We start from the raw sequence: 25,170 nt of genomic DNA on the forward strand, positions 1-25,170 counted from the left end.
TGAGGCACACGCGCACTCACCCGCACACGAACGGCCCCTGACCAGGGGCCGTTCGTGTTTCGGTCAGGCGTCCGTCGTACATTCGATCGAGAATCGGACTCAAGTGTGCTTGTAGTGATCCAGAATCAGTCAGACCAGCGGCGAATCTCGGCAGCTTGGGGTAGTGAAGGAAGCAAATCCGTTCCCAGAACGGTCAGTTGTGGTGCTGAATGGGAAGTGCGGGGATACGCAACGGCGCACGCCCGGCACAGCGGGAGGGGTGTTGCGCCAACTGGCGGCTGAGAGGGGTTTGTTCGTGCCTGCTTTCCCACACAGCACCTCACCGGCGACAACAGCGGTAGCGATCCCACCATCACTGGCCTTACCGGTGATCGAGGCGGCGTTTCCCCGGCAACTGCATCCGTATTGGCCCCGACTTCAGGAGAACACCAGGGGCTGGCTGCTGGAAAAACGCCTCATGCCGGCGGACAAGGTCGCAGAATATGCCGACGGCCTTTGCTATACCGACCTCATGGCCGGGTACTACCTGGGCGCCCCGGACGACGTACTCCAGGCGATAGCGGACTTCAGTGCCTGGTTCTTCGTCTGGGACGACCGCCACGACCGTGACATCGTGCACGGCCGGCCCGCCGCCTGGCGGAAACTCAGGAGCCGGCTCCATGCCGCGCTGGACGCACCCGGGCTGTATCTGTACCACCGGGATCCGCTGGTCGCGGGGTTCGCGGACAGTGTGCTGCGTCTGTTCTCGTTCCTGGGCAGGAAGTGGAACGCACGCTTCGCGCGGCATTTCCACGCGGTGATCGACGCGTACGACCGTGAGTTCCGCAACCGTACAAACGGAACCGTGCCGAAAGTCGACGAATACCTCGAACTGCGGCGACTCACCTTCGCGCACTGGATCTGGACCGATCTCCTGGAACCGGGCGCGGGCTGCGAACTCCCCACGGTGGTGCGGAAACAGTCCGCATTCCATCGGGCGGCGCTGCTGAGCCAGGAATTCGCCGCCTGGTACAACGACCTCTGCTCACTTCCGAAGGAAATCGCGGGAGACGAGGTCCACAATCTCGGAATCAGTCTCATTCGGCATGAGGGGATGACTCTCGAAGAGGCCATCGTGGAAGTCAGGAGGCGGGTCGAGGACTCCATTCTGGATTTCCTCGCGGCGGAACAGGAGGCGCGTCGGTTCGCCGAGTCGCTCGACGACGGCAGCACCCGGGGAAAGGAAATGAGCAGCGCCGTGAACGCCTGTCTCGACAATATGCGGAACTGGTTCAGTTCTGTCTACTGGTTCCACCACGAGTCCGGCCGCTACATGGTCGACAACTGGGACGACCGCTCCACACCCCCGTACGTCAACAACGAAGCGGCAGGTGAGAAATGACCGTCGAATCCGTGCGGCCCGCGTCTCCCCCCATGAGCGAACCGCCCCTCGCCGGCGGCGGTGTCCCGCTCCTCGGCCACGGCTGGCAGCTGGTCCGCGACCCGCTCGGCTGGTTCGCCCGGCTCCGCGACCACGGCGACGTCGTACGGCTGAAGCTCGGCCCCAAGACGGTGTACGCGGCCACCTCGCCGGAACTCGTCGGGGAACTCGCGCTCAACCCGGCCTACATCATCGGCGGCCCGCTGTGGGAGTCCCTGGAAGGGCTGCTCGGCAAGGAGGGTGTGGCCACCGCCAACGGGCCCACCCACCGGCGCCAACGGCGCACCATCCAGCCCGCGTTCCGGCTGGACGTCCTGCCCGAGTACGGGCCGATCCTGGAGGAGGAGGCGCACGCCTTCGCCCGGCGCCTGCGGCCGGGCGGGATCGTCGACTGCACCGCGGAGTCCTTCCGGGTCGCCGTGCGCATCGCGGCCCGCTGTCTGCTGCGCGGCGACTACATGGACGAGCGGGCCGACCGGCTGTGCGCCGCGCTCGCCACGGTGTTCCTGGGGATGTACCGGCGCATGGTGATCCCCGCGGGACCGCTCTACCGGCTCCCGCTGCCGGGCAACCGCAAATTCAACCGGGCCCTGGCCGATATGCATCTCGTCGTCGACGAGATCGTGGCCGAGCGCCGGGCATCCGGTCAAAATCCGGACGATTTGCTGACGGCGTTGCTGTCGGCCAAGGACGGGAATGGCGACCCCATAGGCGAACAGGAGATCCACGATCAGGTCGTCGCGATTGTCACCCCGGGCGCCGAAACCGTCGCCTCCACGATCATGTCGTTGCTCCAGGTCCTCGCCGAACAGCCGGACCACGCCGACAAGGTGGCCGAGGAGGCCGAATCGGTCGGGGGCGACCGCGCGGTCGCATTCGCGGACGTCCGCAAGCTGACGCACACGAACAATGTCCTCGTCGAGACGATGCGTTTGCAGCCGCCCGTATGGATATTGACGCGGCGGGCGGTGGCCGAGACCGAGCTGGGCGGCTATCGGATTCCGGCCGGTGCCGATCTCGTGTACAGCCCGTACGCGATCCAGCGCGATCCGCGTTCGTACGAGCGGAACACCGAGTTCGACCCCGACCGCTGGCTTCCGGAACGCACCAGGAGTCTGCCCAAGTACGCGATGACCCCGTTCGGCGTGGGCAACCGCAAGTGTCCGAGCGACCACTTCTCGATGGCCATGCTCACCATTCTCACGGCCGAGCTGGCGAGGAAGTGGCGCTTCGAACGGGTGCCAGGATCACGCGACGCGGTCCGCGTGGGCATCACCCTGCACCCGGACCGGCTGCTGCTGCGGGCGATACCCCGCTGAAGGCGCCCGGGCGGTCGAACCGGCGTACGGTCAGGCGGCCTCCGGGCCCTTGAACGTACGCCGGTACGCCTGCGGGGTGGTCCCCAGTGACCGTACGAACTGGTGGCGCAGTGCCGCCGCGTTGCCGAAGCCGGTGCGCCAGGCGATCGCGTCCATCGTCTCGTCCGTCGCCTCCAGCAACTGCTGGGCCAGCAGGACGCGTTGCCGCAGGATCCAGCGGTAGGGCGTGGTGCCGGTCTCCTGCTGGAAGCGGCGGGCGAAGGTGCGCGGCGACATGTGGGCGCGCTCGGCGAGCTGCTCGACGGTCACCTCCTCGTCGAGATGGCGCTCCATCCAGACCAGCACCGACCCCACGGTGTCGCACCGCGACCGGGGCAGCGGCCGCTCGATGTACTGGGCCTGTCCGCCGTCCCGGTGCGGCGGTACGACCATCCGGCGGGCGATGGAGTTGGCGACCTCGGGTCCGTGCTCCTCGCGCACGATGTGCAGACAGGCATCGATCCCGGCGGCCGTTCCGGCGGAGGTGATCACCGGCCCCGCGTCGACGTACAGCACGTCCGGCTCGACCTGGATCAGCGGATAGCGCCGGGCCAGCTCGTCCGCGTGCCGCCAGTGCACCGCGCACCGCCGGCCGTCCAGCAGGCCCGCGGCGGCGAGCACGAAGACCCCGGAGCAGACGCTGAGCACCCGGGCCCCACGCTCCACGGCCCGCCGCAGCGCGTCGAGCAGCTCCGGCGGATACTCCCGGGCGGCATAGGTCTGCCCGGCCGGTACGGCGATCAGATCGGCGCTCTCCAGCCGCTCAAGGCCGTGTTCAAGCTGTACCGCGAAGCCCGCGTGGGTGCTCAGCGTCGGGCCCTCGGCCGAGGCGACCGCGAAGTCGTACACCGGCAGGCCCTCGTCGCTGCGGTCGAGGCCGAAGACCTCGCACACGACACCGAGTTCGAAGGGATGCACTCCGTCGAGCAGCACTACGGCCACGTTTTCCAGCATGCTGCCAGTGTGCCTCGGCATTGGCAGGAAATCGAGGGTGTGCGGCAGTCCTGCCACTGACGGTCAGGAGTGTTCGGCGCCAGACTGATGTACATGAACACAGCAGCGGACAACATCGTCGGAATACTCGTCGTCGTCGCGATCTTCGCGGCCCTCGCCCTCCCGTCCCTGATCGGCCTCGCGCACGACCGGCGCATCGACCGTCAGCTCCGGAAGGCCCAGCAGGACCGGCAGGCCCAGGACACCTCGGCCCGCCGGGCCATCACCGCCCAGGACGTGATCCGGGCGGCGTGACCTCAACCGGCAGTCGGTGTCAGAACTCGTCGTCGAACGACACCGAGCCCTCCACCGCCACCTGGTACGCCGACGGGCGGCGCTCGAAGAAGTTGGTCAGCTCCTGGACCCCTTGCAGCTCCATGAAGGAGAAGGGGTTCTCGGAGCCGTACACCGGGGCGAAGCCCAGCCGGGCCAGACGCTGGTCGGCGACACACTCCAGGTACTGGCGCATGGACTCGGTGTTCATGCCCGGCAGGCCCTCACCGCACAGATCGCGGCCGAACTGCAGCTCCGCCTCGACCGCCTCGCGGATCATGTCGGTGACCTGCTGCTGGAGCTGGTCGTCGAACAGCTCCGGCTCCTCCTTGCGGACCGTGTCGACGACCTCGAACGCGAAGCTCATGTGCATGGTCTCGTCACGGAACACCCAGTTGGTGCCGGTGGCCAGGCCGTGCAGCAGACCCCGGCTGCGGAACCAGTAGACGTACGCGAAGGCCCCGTAGAAGAACAGGCCTTCGATGCACGCGGCGAAGCAGATCAGGTTGAGCAGGAAGCGGCGGCGGTCGGCCTGGGTCTGCAGGCTCTCCAGCTTCTCGACCTCGTTGATCCACTTGAAGCAGAACTCGGCCTTCTCGCGGATGGACGGGATGTTCTCCACCGCGTCGAAGGCGGCGGCCCGGTCCTCCGGGTCGGGGAGATAGGTGTCGAGCAGCGTCAGATAGAACTGGACGTGCACGGCCTCCTCGAAGAGTTGCCTGGAGAGATACAGGCGCGCCTCGGGGGAGTTGATGTGCTTGTACAGCGTCAGCACGAGGTTGTTCGCCACGATCGAGTCGCCCGTCGCGAAGAACGCGACCAGCCGGCCGATCATGTGCTGCTCGCCCTCGGACAGCTTCGCCAGGTCGGCGACGTCCGAGTGGAGGTCGACCTCCTCGACGGTCCAGGTGTTCTTGATCGCGTCCCGGTAGCGCTCGTAGAAGTCCGGGTAGCGCATGGGGCGCAGGGTGAGCTCGAAGCCCGGGTCGAGAAGGTTCTTGGCTTCGGTGGTCATTACTGGCAGGCCTCGCAGGACTCGGGGTTCTCAAGGGAGCAGGCGACGGCGTCTTCGTCAGCCGTGGCCTGCACGGGGATCGGGGTCTGGGCCTGCGCGGCGCGGGCGATCCTCGTCGCCGGGCGTGAGCGCAGGTAGTACGTCGTCTTCAGGCCCGACTTCCAGGCGTACGCGTACATCGAGGAGAGCTTGCCGATGGTCGGCGTCTCCAGGAACAGGTTCAGGGACTGGGCCTGGTCCAGGAACGGGGTCCGGGCGGCGGCCATGTCGATGAGCCCGCGCTGCGGGATCTCCCACGCCGTGCGGTACAACGCCCGTACGTCGGCCGGGATCCAGGCGAACTCCTGCACAGAGCCGTTCGACTCGCGCAGCGCCTCACGGGTGCGGGCGTCCCAGACGCCGAGGTCCTTCAGCTCCTGGACCAGGTAGGAGTTGACCTGGAGGAACTCGCCGGACAGCGTCTCGCGCTTGAACAGGTTGGAGACCTGCGGCTCGATGCACTCGTACACACCGGCGATCGACGCGATGGTCGCGGTGGGCGCGATCGCGAGGAGCAGGGAGTTGCGCATCCCGGTCGTGGCGATACGTTCCCGCAGGGCCGCCCAGCGCTCGGGCCAGTTCAGCTCGACGTCGTAGTGGTCGGGGTGCAGCACACCACGGGCCGTACGGGTCTTCTCCCAGGCCGGGAGCGGGCCGTTGCGCTCGGCGAGGGCGGCGGAGGCCTCGTACGCGGCGAGCATGACGCGCTCGGCGATCCGCGTGGAGAGGGCCTTGGCCTCGGGCGAGTCGAAGGGGACGCGCAGCTTGAAGAAGACGTCCTGGAGGCCCATCGCGCCCAGGCCGACGGGGCGCCAGCGGGCGTTGGAGCGGCCCGCCTGCTCGGTCGGGTAGAAGTTGATGTCGACGACCCGGTCGAGGAAGGTGACGGCGGTACGGACCGTCTCGTCCAGCCGCTCCCAGTCGAGGTCGCCGGTCCGCTGGTCGACGAACGCGCCCAGGTTCACGGACCCCAGGTTGCAGACCGCCGTCTCCCCGTCGTCCGTAACCTCCAGGATCTCGGTGCACAGGTTCGAGGAGTGGACCACGTGGCCCGGCTCGGCGGTCTGGTTGGCGGTGCGGTTGGCCGCGTCCTTGAAGGTCATCCAGCCGTTGCCGGTCTGCGCGAGGGTACGCATCATGCGGCCGTACAGATCACGGGCCGGGATGGTCTTGCGGGCGAGCCCGTCGGCCTCCGCCTTGCGGTAGGCGGCGTCGAACTCGTCGCCCCACAGGTCGACCAGTTCGGGCACGTCGGCGGGGGAGAAGAGCGACCAGAGCGCGTCCGTGTTCACCCGGCGCATGAACTCGTCGGGGATCCAGTGCGCGAGGTTCAGGTTGTGCGTACGGCGGGCGTCCTCACCGGTGTTGTCGCGCAGCTCCAGGAACTCCTCGATGTCGGAGTGCCAGGTCTCCAGGTACACCGCGGCGGCACCCTTGCGCCGGCCGCCCTGGTTCACGGCGGCGACGGAGGCGTCCAGCGTCTTCAGGAACGGCACGATGCCGTTGGAGTGCCCGTTGGTGCCGCGGATGAGGGACCCGCGCGAGCGAATCCGGCTGTACGACAGTCCGATGCCGCCGGCGTGCTTGGAGAGGCGGGCGACCTGGTGGTAGCGGTCGTAGATGGAGTCCAGCTCGTCGATCGGGGAGTCGAGAAGGTAGCAGGACGACATCTGGGGGTGCCGGGTACCGGAGTTGAAGAGGGTGGGGGAGGAGGGGAGGTAGTCGAGGCGGCTCATCAGCCGGTAGAGCGAGGCGACTTCGTCGAAGGCGCGGACGGTGTCGTCCTCCGCCAAACCGCTCGCGACGCGCAGCATGAAGTGCTGGGGCGTCTCGATGACCCGGCGCGTGATCGGGTGGCGCAGGAGGTACCGGCTGTGGAGGGTCCGCAGCCCGAAGTACCCGAACCGGTCGTCGCCGTCGACGTCGATCAGGGTGTTGAGCCGGTCCGTGTGCACCCGTACGAACTCGGCGGTGCGGTCGGCGATCAGGCCCTCCCGGTGCCCGACCGCGACCGACTCCGAGAAGGTCGTGACGCCCTGCGAGGCGGCCTCGGCGGCGATGCTGACGGTCAGCAGCCTGGCGGCCAGGCGGGAGTAGGCGGGGTCCTCGGAGATGAGGCCGGCCGCCGCCTCGGTGGCCAGCTCGCGCAACTCCGACTCGTCGGCCCGCGAGGACCGGCCGCGCAACGCGGCGGCGGCGACCCGGCCGGGGTCGGCGTCGGGGAGGTCGGCGGTCAGCTCGGTCAGGATCCGCAGCAGCGCGGTTCCAGGACCGTCCGTCTCCACTGGGGCCGCTGCAGTCGCTGAAGCCGGTTCGGCTGGCGCGATGGTCACGGTGGGGCTCTCCCTCGCTCGGCACGGGGCCTGGCGGAGGGCAGCGGGGCACACGAACGCCTTACGGGTACGCGCGCGTCCACCGGCCCACTCCACGAGGCCCGGACGTCAGACGCCCGAGCCGGTCGGCCGGGCGCACTGTCGACAGGTCCTCGGACTCAACACGCGCAAAAATACGCGTGTACACCGTTGCGGGACAGTTCCGGATTCACACCGGATTCCCCTGCGGCGACAGCGAGCACGAGCATACATCTTGTGCCGGGCTGTGCAGTCACCCCCACATGTTGTGTCGCAGAGGAGAGTTGAGCGGGCCGCCGTAAAAGTCGGCGGCCCGCTGGAGCGCCCCTTAAGGGGCGCGGGGAACTGCGCGACAAGCCCCCACCGGCCCGCAGACAAAGAACCGCGCACCCGGCGGAGCCATCAGCGCACGGCCCCCGCAGTGGCCGGCGGCAACTCCACCACGACCCCCGGATCCCCCGCATCAGCCGTGTAGTCCGACGCCACCGTCTCGTCCGCACCCTCAGGCGCCTTCAGCGCCTTCAACACGAACGTAAGCACCACCGTCACGACCACATTCAGCACGAACGCCGTCAGCCCGATGTACCCGATCTCCCCGATCCCCGGAATCTCCTTCGCGCTCCCCCCGAAGTGCTTCTGCGTAGGAGACGCGACCCCGTACGCCGCCAGCGTCCCGTACAGCATGCCGAACGCCCACCCGGCCAGCAGCGCCCACCGGTGGAACCAGCGCGTGAACAGCCCTCCGACCAGCGCCGGGAACGTCTGCAGGATCCAAATACCGCCCAGCAGCTGGAAGTTGATCGCGACCGTCTTGTCCATGGTCAGGACGAAGACCAGCGCGCCCACCTTCACCAGCAGCGAGACCAGCTTGGAGACCTTGGTCTCCTGCTCCGGAGTCGCGTCGGGCTTCAGGAAGTCCTTGTAGATGTTCCGCGTGAACAGGTTCGCCGCCGCAATCGACATGATCGCCGCCGGAACGAGCGCCCCGATGCCGATCGCCGCGAACGCGACACCCGCGAACCAGGCCGGGAACATGCTCTCGAAGAGCTGAGGGATCGCCAACTGCCCGTTGGTGACCTTGATCCCGGCCGCGATCGCCATGAAGCCCAGCAGCCCGAGCAGCCCCAGCATCAGCGAATACAGCGGCAGGATCGTGGAGTTGCGCCGGATCACGTCCCGGCTGCGGCTGGACAGCACCGCCGTCACGCTGTGCGGGTACATGAACAGCGCGAGCGCCGAGCCGAGCGCCAGCGTGGCGTACGTCCACTGCGAGGCCTCGCCGGGAGCGAGCGCGCCGCGCGGGTTGCCGGTCGCCGGGTTGGTCTGGGAGAAGGCGTCGCCCGCGGCCTTGAAGATCTCGTCGAAGCCGCCCAGCTTGATCGGGATGTAGATGATCGCGACCGCGATGACGAGGTAGATCAGCGCGTCCTTCACGAACGCGATCAGCGCGGGCGCCCGCAGACCCGACGAGTACGTGTACGCGGCGAGCACACCGAAGGCGATCAGCAGCGGCAGGTCCTTGACGAACCAGTTGGTGTCCTCGCCGCCGCCGACGCCCATGACGTCGAGCACGGCCTGGATGCCGACCAGTTGGAGCGCGATGTACGGCATCGTCGCCAGGATCCCGGTGACCGCGACCGCCAGCGACAGCCCCTTCGAGCCGAACCGGCCACGCACGAAGTCCGAGGTGGTGACGTACCCGTGCTTGTGCGAGACCGACCACAGACGGGGCAGGAACACGAACATCAGCGGGTAGATGAGGATCGTGTACGGCACCGCGAAGAAGCCGGCCGCGCCCGCCGCGTAGATCGCCGCCGGTACGGCCACGAAGGTGTAGGCCGTATACAGGTCGCCGCCGAGCAGGAACCAGGTGACCCAGGTGCCGAACGACCGCCCGCCCAGGCCCCATTCGTCGAGGCTGTTCGCGTTCTCGGCCTTGCGCCAGCGCGCGGCCATGAACCCGATGACCGTGACGGCCAGGAAGAAGATGATGAAGACGGCGAGCGCCACGCCGTTCACGCCGTCGTTCACTCGGCACCCCCGTTGCGGGCCCGCTGGTCACGCTGCCACAGCCGGTACGCGATCATGGTCAGCGCGGTGGATATCAGCACCCACAGCATCTGGTACCAGTAGAAGAAGGGGATGCCGATGAACGTGGGGTCCACCTTGCTGTAGGAGCCGACCCACAGCATCGCCACGAACGGGGCGACTAGGCAGAGGGCGATGACCGCACGCACCGGTGTCACCACCGGTGGTCTCACTTCAGGCCCTTGTGACATTCCGCGACTCCGTCCCCTCGGTGATCATCTGTGTAACGCGCAGGCAATCTAGGCGAGGGCGTTGCGATGCGAAAGGCCGCGTCCGCATATCGGTATGTCGATTCTGTGAAGCATTCGCTCAGCAGCACCGGAAACCCTGTCGTGGGTCCCTTTCCTGACGTTCCGTCCGCATCCGCTCGAACGCCCTCCGCGTCGGCACCGGCGCCTGCGGCTGCTCCTTGCGCAGGTGCGCGACATGGCGGTCGTACGCCGACTCGTCGGTGAGTTCCCGCAGATACCAGCGCACGGCCCTAAACACCCGTCGGAGCGACCGCATCGCGCGCCTCCTCCTTCTCCTCCCTGGTCGGGATCAGCCCGGCCGGAGCGACGATCTTCGACTCGACGTAGGCCGCCTCGCTCAGCGTGGACAGCGCAGGCCGGCGCACATGCCGGACACAGACCCGGGCCGCGTCCACGATCACGACGACGATCAGGATCGCGAGTACGGCGGCCAGGACGCCGTCCACCGTCGAGTTGGTGACGACGGTGTGCATGTCGTCCATGCTCTTGGCCGGTGCCAGGACCTCGCCCCGGTCGATGCCGTCCTGGTAGACGGACCGCTGCTTGAAGAAGCCGACGCGCGGGTCGCTGGAGAACACCTTCTGCCAGCTGGCGGTCAAGGTCACCGTCGCGTCCCAGGCGAGCGGAATCCCGGTGATCCAGGCCCACTTGAGGCGTCCGGACTTCACCAGCAGTGTCGTGCAGACCGCCAGCGCGACCGCCGCGAGCAGCTGGTTGGAGATGCCGAAGATCGGGAAGAGCTGGTTGATCCCGCCGAGCGGTTCGTGCACGCCGACCCAGAGGAAGTAGCCCCACAGCGCGCACACGATCGCGCTGGTGATGACGAGCCCGGGCTTCCAACTCACGTTCTTGAAGGGCTTGTAGAGGTTGCCCAGCATGTCCTGGAGCATGAACCGGCCGACGCGGGTGCCCGCGTCCAGCGCGGTCAGGATGAACAGCGCCTCGAACATGATCGCGAAGTGATACCAGAACGCGCGCAGTCCGTCCCCGGTCACCTTGGAGAAGATCTCCGAGACCCCGACCGCGAGGGTCGGCGCCCCGCCCGTACGCGACAACAGGCTTGCCTCCTCGACCTGTTCGGCCGCCTTGGCCAGTGCGTCCGGCGAGATCGTGTACCCGAGGTTCGCGACCGCCTCCGACGCCGACTGCACGCTGGTGCCGATGACCCCGGCGGGCGCGTTCATCGCGAAGTACAGCCCCGGGTCGATGACGGAGGCGGCGATCAGCGCCATCACGGCGACGGACGACTCCATCAGCATGGAGCCGTACCCGATCATCCGGACCTGCGTCTCCTTCTGGATCATCTTCGGCGTAGTACCGGAGGAGATGAGCGAATGGAAGCCGGACAGGGCCCCGCAGGCGATGGTGATGAACACGAACGGGAAGAGCGAACCCGCGAAGACGGGCCCGTCGCCGCGCGAGGCGAAGTCGGTGACCGGGTCCATCCTGAGTGTGGGGAGCGTGACGATGACACCGATCGCCAGCAGCCCGATCGTGCCGATCTTCATGAACGTGGAGAGGTAGTCGCGCGGGGCCAGCAGCATCCACACGGGCAGGATCGACGCGATGAACCCGTACGCCACCAGCCAGACGACCAGTGTCGAGGGCGCCAGGGTGAAGGTGTCGGCCCACGACGACTCGGCGACCCAGCGCCCGGCGACCAGCGCGAGCAGCAGCAGCGCCACGCCGATCAGCGAGACCTCGGTGACCCGCCCCGGCCGCAGGACGCGCAGGTAGAAGCCCATCAGCAGGGCGATCGGGATGGTCATGCCGATGGAGAAGGTGCCCCACGGCGAGGCGGCCAGCGCGTTCACGACGACCAGGGCCAGCACACCCAGCAGGATGATCATGATGGCGAACGCGGCGACCAGCGCCGCCGCCCCGCCGAACGGCCCGATCTCCTCCCGGGCCATCTGCCCGAGCGAACGTCCGTCGCGCCGAGTCGAGAAGAACAGCACGACCATGTCCTGGACGGCGCCCGCGAAGATGACGCCCACGATGATCCAGATCGTGCCGGGCAAGTACCCCATCTGCGCTGCGAGTACGGGCCCGACCAGCGGACCGGCGCCCGCGATGGCGGCGAAGTGGTGACCGAGCAGCACACGCCGGTCGGTCGGATGGAAGTCGATGCCGTTGTCGAGACGTTCGGCGGGGGTGGCCCGGGTCCTGTCGACCTTGAGCACCTTGTACGCGATGAACTTCGAGTAGAAGCGATAGGCGATGGCGTACGAGCCGAGGGCCGCCGCGACCATCCACGCGGCCGAGACCTCCTCGCCGCGCGCCAGCGCGAGTACGGACCACCCGGTCGCGCCCACCAGCGCGACGAGGGTCCAGATGACGATGGTTCGAGTGTTCGCAGTGCGCACCGGGTCGTCCTCCCGTCCATGCGATGACGCAAGGACGGTAGTGCGACAAGAGGACCAGCGCTACACCGCGTACGTACTAGCGGGAGGGCTTTTAGGGGCGCGGGGAACGGCGCGAGCAACCACAACGCACCCGCACCCGCTCACGGACATCAAGCCCCTACTCAATAGGCCGCTTGAGCCGAGCAACGAACTTGTACCGATCCCCCCGATAAACAGACCGCACCCACTCCACCGGCAACCCGTCCTTGTCCAGCGAGTGCCGAGACAGCATCAGCATCGGCAACCCCACATCCGTACCGAGCAACCCCGCCTCACGCGGAGTGGCCAGCGAGGTCTCGATGGTCTCCTCGGCCTCCGCGAGGTGCACGTCGTACACCTCGGCAAGAGCCGTGTACAGGGACGTGTACTTCACCAGCGACCGGCGCAACGCCGGAAACCGCTTCGCCGACAGATGGGTGGTCTCTATGGCCATCGGCTCGCCGTTGGCCATCCGCAGCCGCTCGATGCGCAGCACCCGCCCACCCGCCGTGATGTCGAGCAGCTCGGCAAGCGTGTCGTCGGCGGTGATGTACCCGATGTCCAGAAGCTGCGAGGTGGGTTCGAGACCCTGCGCGCGCATGTCCTCGGTGTACGAGGTGAGTTGCAGCGCCTGCGAGACCTTCGGCTTCGCGACGAACGTGCCCTTGCCCTGGATGCGTTCGAGCCGGCCCTCGACGACCAGTTCCTGAAGGGCCTGGCGGACGGTCGTACGGGAGGTGTCGAACTCCGCCGCCAGCGTGCGCTCGGGCGGGACCGGCGTGCCGGGTGCCTGGGTCTCCGTCATATCGAGCAGATGCTTCTTCAGACGGTAGTACTTGGGCACGCGCGCGGTACGGACGGTAGCCCCACCCTCGTTCTCCGCACTGCTCACGTCGGTGCTCATGCTCCGCCTTCCCGGCTCCTGGTGCCGCTACGGCCGGCGTCCCGCCGGTCCACGCCCACATCGTGACACGGCTCACGCGGCGATTGACCTGTGAATGGTCTCTACGAGCCCTCGCGCGCTCCGTGATCCCCTCTGTATACCTTCACGCCCCTCCTTGGTCTAGTCCACCGTTCGGAAACCCGCACGCACCCCGCGCCCCACTGTTCCCTCGGAGTGGTCTACCTCGAACCGGACGCGTGTGCAGGGTATTTCCGCCACCTTCTTACTTAAAGGTCCCTGCATATGTAGGTCGCATAACGGCTGGTCAGAGATGTTCACGGACTCTTGACACGCAGTTTGGTCTGAGCCAAGCTCCGCCTACTGGTCTACACCATTGGTCCAGGTCCCTGAGGAGGGTGGCGTGAAGCGCAAGCTGATAGCCGCGATCGGTATCGCGGGCATGATGGTCTCCATCGCGGCATGCGGGGACAGTGACAGCGGAAGCTCGGACAACACCGGCGCGGACGCCAAGGAACTGACTGTCTGGCTGACCGTGGACGCGCAGAACAACTGGCCCGAGCTGGTGAAGGCCGCCGACGCCGCGCTGGTGAAGAAGCACCCCGGCATCAAGATCAACCACGAGTACTACGGCTGGCCCGACAAGAACGCCAAGCTCGACGCCGTTCTCGCCACCGACAAGGCGCCCGACGTGGTCGAGATGGGCAACACCGAGATGCTCAGCTACATGGTCAAGGGTGCCTTCGCCCCCGTCGACCCGGCGAAGTTCGAGAACTCCGCCGCCTGGCTCGACGGCCTCAAGGCCTCCGTCACCTACGACGGCAAGACGTACGGCGTCCCCTACTACGCCGGTGGCCGTGTCGCCAACTGGCGCAAGGACGTGGCCGCTTCGGTCGGCGTCAAGTCGGTGCCGACGACCTACGCCGAACTCACCTCCGCCCTGGACAAGATCCAGAGGAAGGAGGGCGACAAGTACAACGCCTGGTACCAGCCCACCCGCGACTGGTACGCCGCCATGTCCTTCGTCTACGACGCCGGCGGCTCGATCGCCGAGGAGTCGGGCGGCGAATGGAAGGCCAACCTCTCCTCGCCGGAGTCCGTCAAGGGCCTCACGGAGTTCAAGAACGTCATCGACAAGTACATGCACGGTGACAAGACCAAGGACGAGTCCGACCGTTACATCGTCTACGGCCAGGGCAAGACCAGCATGATCTTCGCCGCCGCCTGGGAGGGCGCGACCGCCGAGGCGCCGGAGAACGACAAGACCGGCAAGCTCAAGGGCAACCTGGAGAACTTCGTCATGCCCGGCCCGTCCGGCAAGAACATGCCGGTGTTCCTGGGCGGTTCGGACCTCGCCATCCCGGTGAAGTCGGACGCGCAGACGGTCGCCGCCGAGTGGATCAACGCCTACACCGGCGCCAGCGGCCAGAAGGGCCTGATGGCCAAGGGCAACCTGCCCAACAACAAGACCGACCTCGCCACGCTGAAGAGCGACCCGGCGACGGCGGTCCCGGCCACGGCGGCCGAGTCCAACTGGTTCGTGCCGATGGCACCGGGCTGGGGCCAGGTCGAGAAGGCCCAGATCCTCCAGACGATGCTGCAGAGCATCGGCACCGGCAAGAAGACGGTCGAGGAGGCCGCGAAGGAAGCGGACGCGGCGATCGACAAGGTCATCAACGTCAAGTAGCGGACCGAGGCGGGGCCCTGTCACGGGGAGGGCCCCGCTCGCTCGCCACAGGCAGGACCTGCTCGCCACACACAGGTCCTGCTCGACACACGCAGGACCTGGACGACTGCCACGACCGCAACGACCGTACGACCAGAGGGACCGCTGAGGAGCGCGCGGATGACTGCCGCTGATACGACCACCCCCGCCAAGCTGCCGCCGTCGACACGGCACGCGCCGCCATCACCGCCGACCGGCCCGGACACCCCACGGAGAAAGCGGACGGCCATGGGCGCCGCCGCGATTCCGTGGGCCCTGCTGGCCCCCTGTCTGCTGATCCTCGTGCTGGTCCTCGGCTATCCCCTCGTCCGTCTGGTCACCCTGTCCTTCCAGAAGTTCGGGCAGTCCCAGCTGTGGGGCTTCCAGCCGGCCGAGTCGGTGGGCTTCGCCAACTTCACCAATGTGCTCGGCGACAGCGAGTTCTGGGACGTCGTCGTCCGCACGATCGTCTTCGCCGTCGGCTGTGTCGTCTTCACGATGGTCATCGGCATGCTGATCGCCCTGCTGCTCCAGCGGGTCAGCGGCTGGATGAAGACGCTCATCAACATTGTCCTGGTGGCCAGTTGGGGCATGCCCATCATCGTGGCGACCACCGTCTTCAAGTGGCTGTTCGACTCCGACTACGGAATCATCAACGCGCTGCTGAGCAAGCTGCCCGGCGTCGAGATGATCGGTCACAACTGGTTCGCGAGCGGACCGCAGGGCCTGGCCGTGATCATGCTCCTCGTGGTCTGGGGCGCGGTGCCGTTCGTCGTCATCACGCTCGGCGCGGGGCTGACCCAGGTCCCGAAGGAACTGGAGGAGGCGGCCCGGCTCGACGGCGCGGGCGCCTGGGGTGTCTTCCGTTATGTCACCCTCCCCATCCTCAAGCCGATCATCGTGATGCTCACGACCCTGTCCGTGATCTGGGACATGGGTGTGTTCCCCCAGGTGTTCGTGATGCGCAACGGCCACCCCGAGGCCGAGTTCCAGCTCCTGACCACCTACTCCTACGACCGTGCCTTCGCCGTCAACGACTACGCCCAGGGCTCGGCGATCGCCCTGCTCACCGTGGTGCTGCTGCTCGGCGTCGTCGCCGTCTACATGCGCCAGATGCTGAAGATCGGAGAGGTCGAATGAGCGGCCTGAGCGCGACAGCCCCCTCCGTGCCCCGGAAGGCCGAAAGGACCACGGGGCCCCGGAAGTCGAAGGCAGGCTGGAACCTGCTGGGCCTGTTCGTCTTCCTGACGGCCGGTTTCCCGGTCTACTGGATGCTGAACACGGCGTTCAAACCGGCGAAGGACGCGATCGACCCCGACCCGAGCCTGCTGCCGACGGGATTCACCCTCGACAACTTCCGCCGCGCGCTGAACATCGCCGACTTCTGGGGCCCGGTCGGCCGCAGCCTCATCGTGTCCCTGACGGTCGTCGTGATCGGCATCGTCGTCGGCATGCTGGCGGCCCTCGCCATCTCGCGCTTCGCCTTCCGCGGCCGGAAGATCGTCATCGTCGGCATTTTGGCCGTGCAGATGGTCCCCCTGGTCGCGATGATCATCCCCGTGTTCCTGCTTCTCAACGACCTCGGCCAGTACGACCGGCTGACCGGCCTGATCATCACCTATCTCACCTTCATCCTTCCGTTCACGGTGTGGACCCTGCGCGGTTTCATCGTCAACATCCCGAAGGAGCTGGAGGAGGCCGCGATGGTCGACGGCTGCTCCCGCACCACCGCCTTCATCCGCGTGGTCTTCCCCCTCCTGGCCCCCGGTCTGGTCGCCACCTCGGTCTACGGCTTCATCCAGGCCTGGAACGAGTACCTCTACGCCCTGATGCTGATGAGCCAGAAGAACCAGACCGCCACTGTCTGGCTCGGCAACTTCACCACCAAGCACGGCACCGAGTACGCCCCGATGATGGCCGGCTCCACGATGATGGCCGTGCCGATCGTCGTCCTCTTCCTCCTCGTCCAGCGCAAGATGGCCGCGGGCCTGACCGCGGGCGCCGTGAAGGGATAACCCCACCCGATGACGACACTCGCCCGCCGCCCCGACACGCTGACCCGCGACGCGCTCACCGTCCTTCAGCCCGGCTTCCCCGGCACCACCGCCCCCGACTGGCTGCTGCGCCGCCTGGGGGAAGGCCTCGCCTCAGTAGGCCTGTTCGGCCGCAACATCGCATCCCCCACCCAACTCACGGCCCTGACCGCCCAGTTGCGCGCCGAACGCGACGACGTCCTGGTCGCGATCGACGAGGAGGGCGGCGACGTCACCCGCCTGGAGGTCCGCACCGGCTCCTCCTTCCCCGGCAACCACGCCCTCGGCGCGATCGACGACGTCCAGCTGACGCGCGAGGTGGCGCACGAACTCGGCCACCGCCTCCGCGTCTGCGGGGTCAATCTCAACTGGGCCCCCTCCGCCGACGTCAACTCCAACCCCGCCAACCCCGTCATCGGCGTCCGCTCCTTCGGCGCCGACCCGGAGCTGGTCGCCCGGCACACGGCCGCCTACGTCACCGGTCTCCAGACGGCGGGCGTCGCTGCCTGCACGAAGCACTTCCCGGGCCACGGCGACACCTCGGTCGACTCCCACCACGCCCTCCCACGCATCGACGCGAGCCGCTCGGTAGTGGTCGACCGCGAACTCGCCCCCTTCCGTGCCGCGATCGAGGCCGGCACCAGGGCGATCATGAGCGCTCACATCCTGATCCCCTCCCTCGACCCCGACCGCCCGGCCACCCTCTCCCACCCCGTCCTCACCGACCTCCTCCGCGGCGAACTCGGCTACACCGGCCTGATCGTCACCGACGGCATGGAGATGCAGGCCATCGCGGGCACCTACGGCATCGAACGCGGCAGCGTCCTCGCCATCGCCGCCGGCGCCGACGCCATCTGCGTGGGCGGCGGCCTCGCGGACGACGAGACGGTACGCAGCCTGCGCGACGCCCTGGTCAACGCCGTCCGCACCGGCGAACTCCCGGAAGAACGCCTGGCGGACGCGGCCGAACGAGTCCGCGCCCTGTCCCGCTGGACGGCCTCGACACCGCAGCCCTCCGACACGGCCCCCACGGACGTAGGCCTCACAGCGGCCCGCCGAGCCCTGAAGGCAACGCACCCCGAGCCCTATGAACCCCTCCGGGAACCCCCGTACGTGGCCGCCTTCACCCCCGTGGCGAACTTCGCCGTCGGCAACGAGACCCCATGGGGTGTGGCAGCGGAGCTGGCACGCCTCCTCCCCGGCACCCGCACCGGCACCTTCACCGGCGAGAACGCGGGCCACGCGGCCCTGACCGAGGCGGGCCCGAGCCGCGTCGTCGCCGTGGTCCGAGACGAACACCGCCACCCCTGGATGTCGGCCGCCCTCGACACAGTCCTGTCCGCCCGCCCCGACACGATCGTCGTGGAGATGGGCGTCCCCCAGGCTCCTCGACGAGGCGCCCTACACCTGGCAACCCACGGCGCGGCCAGAGTCTGCGGCGTGGCGGCGGCGGAGTTCATCGCGGGGGAGTAGCCGTACGACGACACAGGCGCCGGTCCCTCTCCACGGGGGCCCGGCGCCGCTTTTGTCTTTTAGGGGCGCGGGGAACTGCGCGACAAGCCACAGCGGACCCGCAGCCACCCGAGAACCGAACCCGGCAGACGCTTAGATCCCTTGCCAGTCAGGCTTGTTGACAAAGGTGTGCCGAAAATAATCCGCCAGCTTCAACTTGGAAGCGGCCCCCTCATCGACCACCACAGTCGCATGCGGATGCAACTGCAGCGCCGACGCAGGACACACCGCAGCAACAGGCCCCTCCACAGTCGCCGCGACGGCATCAGCCTTACCCTCGCCCGTCGCGAGCAGCACCAAGTGCCGAGCCTCCAGAATCGTCCCGATCCCCTGCGTGATCACATGGTGCGGCACCTGCCCGATGTCCCCGTCGAAGAACCGCGCGTTGTCGATCCGGGTCTGCTCGGTCAACGTCTTGATCCGGGTCCGCGAGGCGAGCGAGGAACACGGCTCGTTGAACCCGATGTGCCCGTCGGTCCCGATCCCCAGCAACTGGAGGTCGACCCCGCCGGCCTCGGCCAGCGCCCTGTCGTACGCCTCGCACGCCCCCCGCACGTCCTCGGCGGTCCCGTCGGGCCCCATGAACGCGTCCATCCCGATCCCGAGCGGCTCCAGCACCTCGCGCCGCAGCACCGAACGGTAGGACTCCGGATGCTTGGCCGGCAGCCCCACGTACTCGTCGAGCTGGGCTATTCGCGCCCGGGACACGTCCACGGCACCGGAACTCACCTGTGCCGCGAGCGCCTGGTAGATGGGCAGCGGGGTCGAGCCGGTGGCCACGCCGAGCAGGGCGGTCGGCTTGTGCCGGAGCAGCTGTGCCATGGCCCCGGCGATCAGCTCGCCACCCGCCTTGGCGTCCGGAACGATGACAACTTCCACGCTGGGCCTGCCGATCTGGAGTGACGACGTACGTCTTCAGTAGAGGTCTCGGTAGCAGTCTCAGTAGAGGACTCGACCGAGACCTGGAGGGAGACATAGGGGAACGATGTGGTTTAGACCAATCTAACAGAACGGGGTTCCCCGGCCCAGGTCCTATGTCAGTGAACCTCCCGTCACATCCACCCAGCTCCCGGTCACCCACCGACCGCCGTCCGACGCGAGGAACGCGACCACGTCCGCCACATCCGCCGGCGCCCCCACTCGCCCCAGCGCCGATATCGCCGCCGCCTCCGCCCACCCGTCCTCGGTCGAGTGCAGCAGCTCGGCCGTGTTGTCCGTGTCGATGATTCCCGGGGCGACCGAGTTCACCGTGATCCCCCTGCCGCCCAGCAGCTTGGACAGGTCCCGGCTGAGGACGTCCAGCGCACCCTTGGTCATGGAGTACGCCATGAGGTTCGGCATCCCGGCGGAGCGGGCCAGGCCCGAGGAGATGTTGATGACCCGCCCGCCGTCCCGCAGTCGGTCGAGGCCGTGCTTGGCGATGAAGTACGGCGCCTTCACATTCACCGCGAAGACCCTGTCGTACTCCTCCTCGTCGATCTCCTCGATCGGCGCCGACGTCCCGATCCCGGCGTTGTTGACCAGGATGTCCAGCCCCTCCGCCCGCTGGTCGAACGCCTCCCACACCGCCTCGGCGTCTCCCGGCCGCCCCAGCTCGACCCCGATGGTGAACGCCGAACCGCCCGCCGCCTCGATCGTGGCGACCGTCTCCTTCGCGGCGGCCTCGTCCCGTCCGTAGTGCACCGCGACCCGAGCTCCGTCCCGCCCCAACCGCTCGGCGATCCCCCGCCCGATCCCCCTGCTCGCGCCCGTGACCAGCGCAGTCCTGCCCGTGAGCACACCCATGACCGACGTCCCCCTCGCATTTACCTAGTGGCCGCTACAGAAAAAACCGTACAACACGGCTCGGACATTTAGCTAGTGCCCGCTATAGAATCCACTCCATGGTGAACGAGAAGCCCCGGACCAGGGCGAAGTCCGCATCCGCAGCGGTATCCGCGGCGGCATCCGGGGCCGCATCCGCATCCGCACCCGTGGCCAAGCCGCGTGGCCGCCCCCGCTCCTTCGACCGCGAAACCGCGCTGGAGCAGGCGGTCCTCGCCTTCTGGGAGCGCGGGTACGAGGCGACCTCCGTCTCCGACCTCACCCGAGTCATGGGCATCGGCGCCCCGAGCCTGTACGCGGCGTTCGGCGACAAGCAGTCCCTCTTCGCCGAGGTCGTGCAGGCGTACGGGGTGAAGCACGGAGCCTTCGGTGACCGCGCCCTCGCCGAGGAGCCCACCGCCCGGGCCGCCATCGGGCGGATGCTCAAGGAAGCCGCCGCCGAGTACACGGACCCCGGCCATCCGCACGGCTGTCTGGTCATCCACGCGGCCACCAACTGCACGACCCCCGAGGTCGAGGCGTCCCTGCGTGAGCGGCGCAACGCGAACATCGCCGCCTTCGAGAGTCGTATGGAAGAGGATGTCGCGGCGGGGGAGCTGCCCGCCGGAACCGATGCCGCCGCGCTCGCCCGGTACGCCGGGGCGGTTCTCCAGGGAATGTCGCAACAGGCCCGCGACGGCGCGAGCCGGGAAGAGCTGGAGGCGGTCGCCGAAATTGCCATGGCGATCTGGCCCCGCACATGAACCAACAGGGCTAGGCTGCATGGTGGATCCTGGGACGTCCGACTAGTTCCAACGGGCGGCCTTGAGGCATCCGAAGTGCTCGCGAAGACACAGCAACAAACACTCTTCAACGCATGGACACGGCTTGTGGTCTAGTCCACAATGCGTAGAGAAACGTACGATCGATCAGCTGTAGATACGACCAGCTGCATGTACGACCAGAGCCTCCGTCTTCCCCGCACAGGAAGGCGGATCGAGGAACCGGGGCTCTCTGCCCTGACTGCGCCGGCTCCTCATCCATCGGCCGACTGGGACCGCACACCCCACGGCCGTTGCTGCTCCGGGCTGCGGTGCCGGGAGGGTTGAGGGTCCCTCTCAGGCGCCGCGGCCCGCGGGTGTTTCCGGGCCTCTTTCGAACCTTCCCGTCAGCCACGGTTTCAGGCCATGTCCGAACCGCCGGGTACGCTCGCACACGTGCCCTCCATGAACGAACTCGTACGCCAGCACACCGCGCTCAGCGACTCCGACCTGGAGTGGCTGCACCTGCTGGTGTCGGAGTGGCAACTGCTCTCCGACCTCTCCTTCGCCGACCTCGTCCTGTGGGTCCCCACGCGTGACGGCACCCGCTATGTCTCGGTCGCCCAGATGCGGCCCAACACCGGCCCGACCTCGTACCAGGACGACATGGTCGGCCACCTCGTCCCCCGTGGCCGCCGCCCGCTGCTGGACGCGGCCCTGGACGAGGGCCGGATCGTGCGCGAGGGCGACCCGGAATGGCGTGAAGAGGTCCCTGTCCGCGTCGAGTCGATCCCCGTCCGCCGGGAAGGGCGCGTCCTCGGGGTCATCGCCCGCAACACCAACCTCCTCACCGTCCGCACCCCGAGCCGCCTGGAACTGACGTATCTCCAGAGCGCCTCCGACCTGGCCCAGATGATCGCCGCCGGATCGTTCCCCTTCTCGAACCAGGTCGTCGACATGGACGCCTCGCCGCGCGTCGGCGACGGACTGATCCGCCTCGACGCCGATGGCGTCGTCCAGTACGCCTCGCCGAACGCGCTGTCCGCGTACCACCGCCTCGGCCTGGCCTCCGACCTCGTCGGCCATCATCTGGGCATGACCACCGCGGAACTCGCCCCGACCCGGGGGCCGGTGGACGAGGCGCTCGCCAAGGTCGCCAGCGGGTGGGCGCCGCGCGAGTTCGAGATCGAGTCCGGCGACGGGGTCATCCAGTTCCGGGCGATCCCCCTCAAGCCCAAGGGCACCCGCATCGGTTCGCTCGTCCTGCTCCGGGACGTCACCGAACTGCGCCGCCGCGAGCGCGAGTTGATCACCAAGGACGCGACCATCCGGGAGATCCACCACCGGGTCAAGAACAACCTCCAGACAGTGGCCGCCCTGTTGCGCCTCCAGGCCCGGCGCATCGACTCCGAGCGCGGGCGCGAGGCCCTGGAGGAGGCCGTACGGCGGGTCGGATCCATCGCGATCGTGCACGAGACGCTCTCCCAGAACCTGGACGAACGCGTGGAGTTCGACGAGATCGCCGACCGCGTACTCGCGATGGTCGCCGAGATCTCGCCGGGCACGGTCACCGCCCGGCGCAGCGGGCGCTTCGGCATCCTGGACGCGGAGGTCGCCACGCCGCTCTCCATGGTGCTGACCGAGATCCTGCAGAACGCCCTGGAACACGGCTTCGGGCCGGGCGAGACCGGCACGGTCGAGGTCTCGGCGGTCCGCGGCGGCACGAGCAAGGAGGCCCGCCTCCTCGTCACCGTCCAGGACGACGGCGTCGGCCTCCCCGAGGGCTTCGACCCGCACCGCTCGGGCAACCTCGGTCTGCAGATCGTACGGACGCTGGTGGAGGGGGAGTTGGGCGGCACGTTCGACATGGTGCCGGCGCCCGAGCGGGGCACGCAGGTGATCCTCGACGTCCCGGTGCGTGCCACCAAGTAGGCACGGCGAATCCCGTACAAGGCACAACAATGAGCCCCGGACCATGGGATGGTCCGGGGCTCATATGCTCGTTGCTATGCGCATCGGGGGCACTGCGCGCTGCGGCTCGGGGGCGGGAGATGCGTACTCGCTGTACGCGCCGCCAAGCTCAGGCTGTTACGGGGTGGGTTGTCAGGCGGTGGCCTGACGGGCCCGGTTGCGGGCGGCGCGGCGCTTCATGGCGCGGCGCTCGTCCTCGCTGAGACCACCCCAGACGCCGGAGTCCTGGCCGGACTCAAGCGCCCACTGCAGGCACTGCTCCATGACGGGGCAGCGGCGGCAGACGGCCTTGGCTTCCTCGATCTGCAGCAGCGCAGGACCGGTGTTGCCGATGGGGAAGAAGAGCTCGGGGTCTTCCTCGCGGCAAACGGCGTTGTGACGCCAGTCCATGGCTGCTACCTCTCCTTGGTATTACATGCACGTTGCTTGTGAATGTGAACGCTTTCACGAATCCCTCAACAAGTGAAGGGCCGATCATCAGACGGACTGATGTGGTCCTGTGAAGTGAGGAGGGGTTCTGGCTCTCTGTGGTGGCCGGTGTTGCGGGCCGTCCCGAGCGCCACGTAGAGACTCGCAAACCTCAGCGGCGGATACAACCCCTACCGGAAAGTTTTTTTTGATTCCTCGGTGTCGGCTCGGTCACAGCCGTACTTCCATGGGGTGGACCCTGGCCTAAACGTTCGAGTGGAAGGACTTTAGCCCGTTCCGCTCACACAATCACACGCAGTGCACGGCGTACGCCTGTGAACGTCACGCTCGTTCGCAGTCCAAGGTGGTCGCCGTCCATCTGGAGGGGTAGAGGCGCCTTCGAATGCAAGGTGAAGTCGGTCAGGTCGTGCAGGGACGTTGCATGCCTGCCATGGGGTCCCCGTTCGGGGGACGAAGTGAGCAACTGCATGCCATACCGGGCAACCGCGGCTGTCGACATCCGGCTGAGACCGAGTACGTCGAGCCCTGTATCGAACGAGGCCTTAGGTGACGCGTACACCGGGCGATTGCCCAGAAACGTCCAAGGGGACGTGTTGCAGACTATGGACAGCACAAGATCGGTAACGGGGTCCTCGCCCGGTTGTTCCAGTGTGATCGTGCCGTGCCGGCGATTGGCCTCTCCCAGGAATTGGCGCGCGGCCTGGCGCAGGTAAAGGGAGTGTGTGGATTTCCTGCCGCGTTCGCGCTGCTGTTCCACCCGCCCGATCACACCGGCGTCGAATCCCAGACCGGCGCAGAACGTGAACCAGCGCTCCGGCACGGACTCGTCCTCGGTGCCCGGTGTCCCCTTCGCCATCCCGAGGCCCACCGTGCGCTCCCGTTCCTCGCGCAGGGCGTCCAGCAGGACGCCGGTGGCCTCCACGGCGTCGTTGGGCAGGCCGAGGGCGCGGGCGAAGACGTTCGTGGAGCCGCCGGGGACCACGGCGAGGCGGGGCAGCCGGTCCGGGTCGGGGCCGTTGTGCAGGAGCCCGTTCACGACCTCGTTGACCGTTCCGTCGCCGCCGAGGGCGACGACCAGGTCGATGTCCTTGCTGTCCGCCGCCTGCCGGCCGAGGTCACGCGCGTGGCCCCGGTACTCGGTGGTGACCGCCTCGAGTTTCATCTCGCTCGCGAGAGCATGGGTCAGCACATCGCGCGTACGTGCGCTTGTGGTGGTAGCCGCCGGATTGACCACGAGAAGTGCACGCATGCGAAGCAGGGTACCTACCCGGTGGTACTCGGCCCAGGGCAGGTTAGGGATCAGTAAGAGTTGGGAGGCGTGAACAGGGGCGCTGTGTTTTGGTCGCGGGTGCGTTGTGGCTGGTCGCGCAGTTCCCCGCGCCCCTATGGGGCGCGGGCTGAGCGCCGTCGTTGTCCAGGGCTACCCTTCTGGGGTGAGTGCTGAGCAGACCCCCATCCCCGAAACCGCCGAAGAGCCCAGGCCTCTGCGGCTGACCGCCGCCGCCGTGCTCGCCGGGCTGGAGGGGCTTGCCCTGGTCGTCGGGGGAGTTCTCATCCTCGTACTGGGGATCACTGGTGACGCGGACGACCGGCAGCAGGCCGTCACCGGGGGTGTCACGTTGATCGTGCTCGCGCTGCTGCCGTTGCTCGCCGCGCGTGGGCTGCTGGGGCGGCGGAGCTGGAGCCGGGGGCCGGCCGTGATCACGCAGATCATGGCGCTGCCCGTGGCCTACAACCTGCTCCGGGCCGACAGCATGGCCATTCCGGGCGGGATCGTGCTGGGTGTCGTGGCGGTCACCGCGCTGGTGCTGCTGGTGAACCAGGAGACGACCCGGGCCCTCGGGATCCGGGGGCCCGGCAGGGCGTCGGAATAGCGGCTGAGG

At 67.9% G+C, this 25,170-nt stretch carries 22 protein-coding genes and 1 riboswitch; of the genes, 10 read left to right on the forward strand and 12 right to left on the reverse strand.

Features of this window, described 5'->3' with window-relative positions:
* Positions 1 to 295: 295 nt before the first annotated feature.
* Positions 296 to 1,381: an epi-isozizaene synthase gene (gene cyc1 / locus ACFYXF_RS07730; RefSeq protein WP_389349003.1), complete on the forward strand. Its 1,086-nt coding sequence runs from the start codon at positions 296 to 298 to the stop codon at positions 1,379 to 1,381.
* The gene (locus ACFYXF_RS07735) at positions 1,378 to 2,739 is read left to right on the forward strand and encodes a cytochrome P450 (protein ID WP_389348667.1); all 1,362 of its coding nucleotides are present in this window, start codon (positions 1,378 to 1,380) and stop codon (positions 2,737 to 2,739) included. Before cyc1 ends, ACFYXF_RS07735 begins: the two co-directional genes overlap by 4 nt.
* A 30-nt stretch (positions 2,740 to 2,769) precedes the next feature.
* Here the strand turns inward: ACFYXF_RS07735 and ACFYXF_RS07740 are convergent, their stop codons facing one another.
* Positions 2,770 to 3,732: a GlxA family transcriptional regulator gene (locus ACFYXF_RS07740; RefSeq protein WP_389348668.1), complete on the reverse strand. Its 963-nt coding sequence runs from the start codon at positions 3,730 to 3,732 to the stop codon at positions 2,770 to 2,772.
* A 93-nt stretch (positions 3,733 to 3,825) separates the two neighbouring features.
* On the opposite strand from ACFYXF_RS07740, the gene ACFYXF_RS07745 reads away from it, so the two are divergent.
* The gene (locus ACFYXF_RS07745) at positions 3,826 to 4,026 is read left to right on the forward strand and encodes a hypothetical protein (protein WP_389348669.1); all 201 of its coding nucleotides are present in this window, start codon (positions 3,826 to 3,828) and stop codon (positions 4,024 to 4,026) included.
* A 19-nt stretch (positions 4,027 to 4,045) separates the two neighbouring features.
* Here ACFYXF_RS07745 and ACFYXF_RS07750 read toward each other — a convergent pair whose 3' ends face one another.
* The 7 genes from ACFYXF_RS07750 to ACFYXF_RS07780 all read right to left on the reverse strand — a co-directional run bounded on the left by ACFYXF_RS07750 (position 4,046) and on the right by ACFYXF_RS07780 (position 13,076).
* Complete coding sequence (locus tag ACFYXF_RS07750) at positions 4,046 to 5,059, reverse strand: ribonucleotide-diphosphate reductase subunit beta (protein ID WP_235474946.1); 1,014 nt, start codon at positions 5,057 to 5,059, stop codon at positions 4,046 to 4,048.
* Entirely contained in the window at positions 5,059 to 7,431 is a 2,373-nt protein-coding gene (locus ACFYXF_RS07755) for a ribonucleoside-diphosphate reductase subunit alpha (RefSeq protein ID WP_389348670.1), read from the reverse strand. The genes ACFYXF_RS07750 and ACFYXF_RS07755 overlap by 1 nt, the downstream gene beginning before the upstream one ends.
* A gap of 147 nt (positions 7,432 to 7,578) precedes the next feature.
* A riboswitch (cobalamin riboswitch) is annotated at positions 7,579 to 7,654 on the reverse strand.
* A gap of 197 nt (positions 7,655 to 7,851) precedes the next feature.
* Entirely contained in the window at positions 7,852 to 9,480 is a 1,629-nt protein-coding gene (gene mctP, locus ACFYXF_RS07760) for a monocarboxylate uptake permease MctP (RefSeq protein ID WP_389348671.1), read from the reverse strand.
* Positions 9,477 to 9,728, reverse strand: coding sequence for a DUF3311 domain-containing protein (locus ACFYXF_RS07765; RefSeq protein ID WP_389348672.1), 252 nt, complete (start codon positions 9,726 to 9,728; stop codon positions 9,477 to 9,479). The genes mctP and ACFYXF_RS07765 overlap by 4 nt, the downstream gene beginning before the upstream one ends.
* Before the next feature lie 118 nt (positions 9,729 to 9,846).
* A complete protein-coding gene (locus tag ACFYXF_RS07770; protein WP_389348673.1) occupies positions 9,847 to 10,044 on the reverse strand; it encodes a YbdD/YjiX family protein in 198 nt (65 codons plus the stop codon).
* A complete protein-coding gene (locus ACFYXF_RS07775; RefSeq protein ID WP_389348674.1) occupies positions 10,019 to 12,154 on the reverse strand; it encodes a carbon starvation CstA family protein in 2,136 nt (711 codons plus the stop codon). The genes ACFYXF_RS07770 and ACFYXF_RS07775 overlap by 26 nt, the downstream gene beginning before the upstream one ends.
* A gap of 157 nt (positions 12,155 to 12,311) precedes the next feature.
* A complete protein-coding gene (locus ACFYXF_RS07780; protein ID WP_369035883.1) occupies positions 12,312 to 13,076 on the reverse strand; it encodes a GntR family transcriptional regulator in 765 nt (254 codons plus the stop codon).
* A gap of 400 nt (positions 13,077 to 13,476) precedes the next feature.
* On the opposite strand from ACFYXF_RS07780, the gene ACFYXF_RS07785 reads away from it, so the two are divergent.
* The 4 genes from ACFYXF_RS07785 (at position 13,477) to ACFYXF_RS07800 (ending at position 18,284) form a co-directional block, all read left to right on the forward strand.
* Positions 13,477 to 14,760 (forward strand): extracellular solute-binding protein, encoded by a 1,284-nt coding sequence (locus ACFYXF_RS07785; RefSeq protein WP_389348675.1) that lies wholly within the window; start codon positions 13,477 to 13,479, stop codon positions 14,758 to 14,760.
* A 159-nt stretch (positions 14,761 to 14,919) separates the two neighbouring features.
* Positions 14,920 to 15,918, forward strand: coding sequence for a carbohydrate ABC transporter permease (locus ACFYXF_RS07790; RefSeq protein WP_389348676.1), 999 nt, complete (start codon positions 14,920 to 14,922; stop codon positions 15,916 to 15,918).
* Entirely contained in the window at positions 15,915 to 16,793 is an 879-nt protein-coding gene (locus tag ACFYXF_RS07795; protein ID WP_389348677.1) for a carbohydrate ABC transporter permease, read from the forward strand. Before ACFYXF_RS07790 ends, ACFYXF_RS07795 begins: the two co-directional genes overlap by 4 nt.
* A 9-nt stretch (positions 16,794 to 16,802) precedes the next feature.
* On the forward strand, positions 16,803 to 18,284 hold the full coding sequence (locus ACFYXF_RS07800) for a glycoside hydrolase family 3 protein (RefSeq protein WP_389348678.1): 1,482 nt from the start codon (positions 16,803 to 16,805) through the stop codon (positions 18,282 to 18,284).
* A gap of 132 nt (positions 18,285 to 18,416) precedes the next feature.
* On the opposite strand, the gene nagB is transcribed toward ACFYXF_RS07800, so the two are convergent.
* Entirely contained in the window at positions 18,417 to 19,202 is a 786-nt protein-coding gene (gene nagB, locus ACFYXF_RS07805; protein ID WP_389348679.1) for a glucosamine-6-phosphate deaminase, read from the reverse strand.
* 153 nt (positions 19,203 to 19,355) lie between these two features.
* Entirely contained in the window at positions 19,356 to 20,108 is a 753-nt protein-coding gene (locus ACFYXF_RS07810; RefSeq protein WP_389348680.1) for an SDR family oxidoreductase, read from the reverse strand.
* Positions 20,109 to 20,197: 89 nt separating this feature from the next.
* Here ACFYXF_RS07810 and ACFYXF_RS07815 point away from each other — a divergent pair, with 89 nt between their 5' ends.
* A complete protein-coding gene (locus tag ACFYXF_RS07815) occupies positions 20,198 to 20,890 on the forward strand; it encodes a TetR/AcrR family transcriptional regulator (protein ID WP_389349004.1) in 693 nt (230 codons plus the stop codon).
* A 453-nt stretch (positions 20,891 to 21,343) separates the two neighbouring features.
* The gene (locus ACFYXF_RS07820) at positions 21,344 to 22,819 is read left to right on the forward strand and encodes a sensor histidine kinase (protein ID WP_389348681.1); all 1,476 of its coding nucleotides are present in this window, start codon (positions 21,344 to 21,346) and stop codon (positions 22,817 to 22,819) included.
* A 171-nt stretch (positions 22,820 to 22,990) separates the two neighbouring features.
* Here the strand turns inward: ACFYXF_RS07820 and ACFYXF_RS07825 are convergent, their stop codons facing one another.
* Entirely contained in the window at positions 22,991 to 23,248 is a 258-nt protein-coding gene (locus tag ACFYXF_RS07825; protein ID WP_006380970.1) for a WhiB family transcriptional regulator, read from the reverse strand.
* A 319-nt stretch (positions 23,249 to 23,567) separates the two neighbouring features.
* Entirely contained in the window at positions 23,568 to 24,536 is a 969-nt protein-coding gene (locus ACFYXF_RS07830; protein WP_389348682.1) for a diacylglycerol/lipid kinase family protein, read from the reverse strand.
* A 184-nt stretch (positions 24,537 to 24,720) separates the two neighbouring features.
* On the opposite strand from ACFYXF_RS07830, the gene ACFYXF_RS07835 reads away from it, so the two are divergent.
* Positions 24,721 to 25,161 carry a hypothetical protein gene (locus ACFYXF_RS07835; protein ID WP_389348683.1) on the forward strand — a complete coding sequence of 147 codons (441 nt, stop codon included), beginning with the start codon at positions 24,721 to 24,723 and terminating at the stop codon, positions 25,159 to 25,161.
* Positions 25,162 to 25,170 lie beyond the last annotated feature (9 nt).

This window comes from Streptomyces sp. NPDC002680, from assembly GCF_042889145.1.
Classification (GTDB): domain Bacteria; phylum Actinomycetota; class Actinomycetes; order Streptomycetales; family Streptomycetaceae; genus Streptomyces; species Streptomyces adonidis.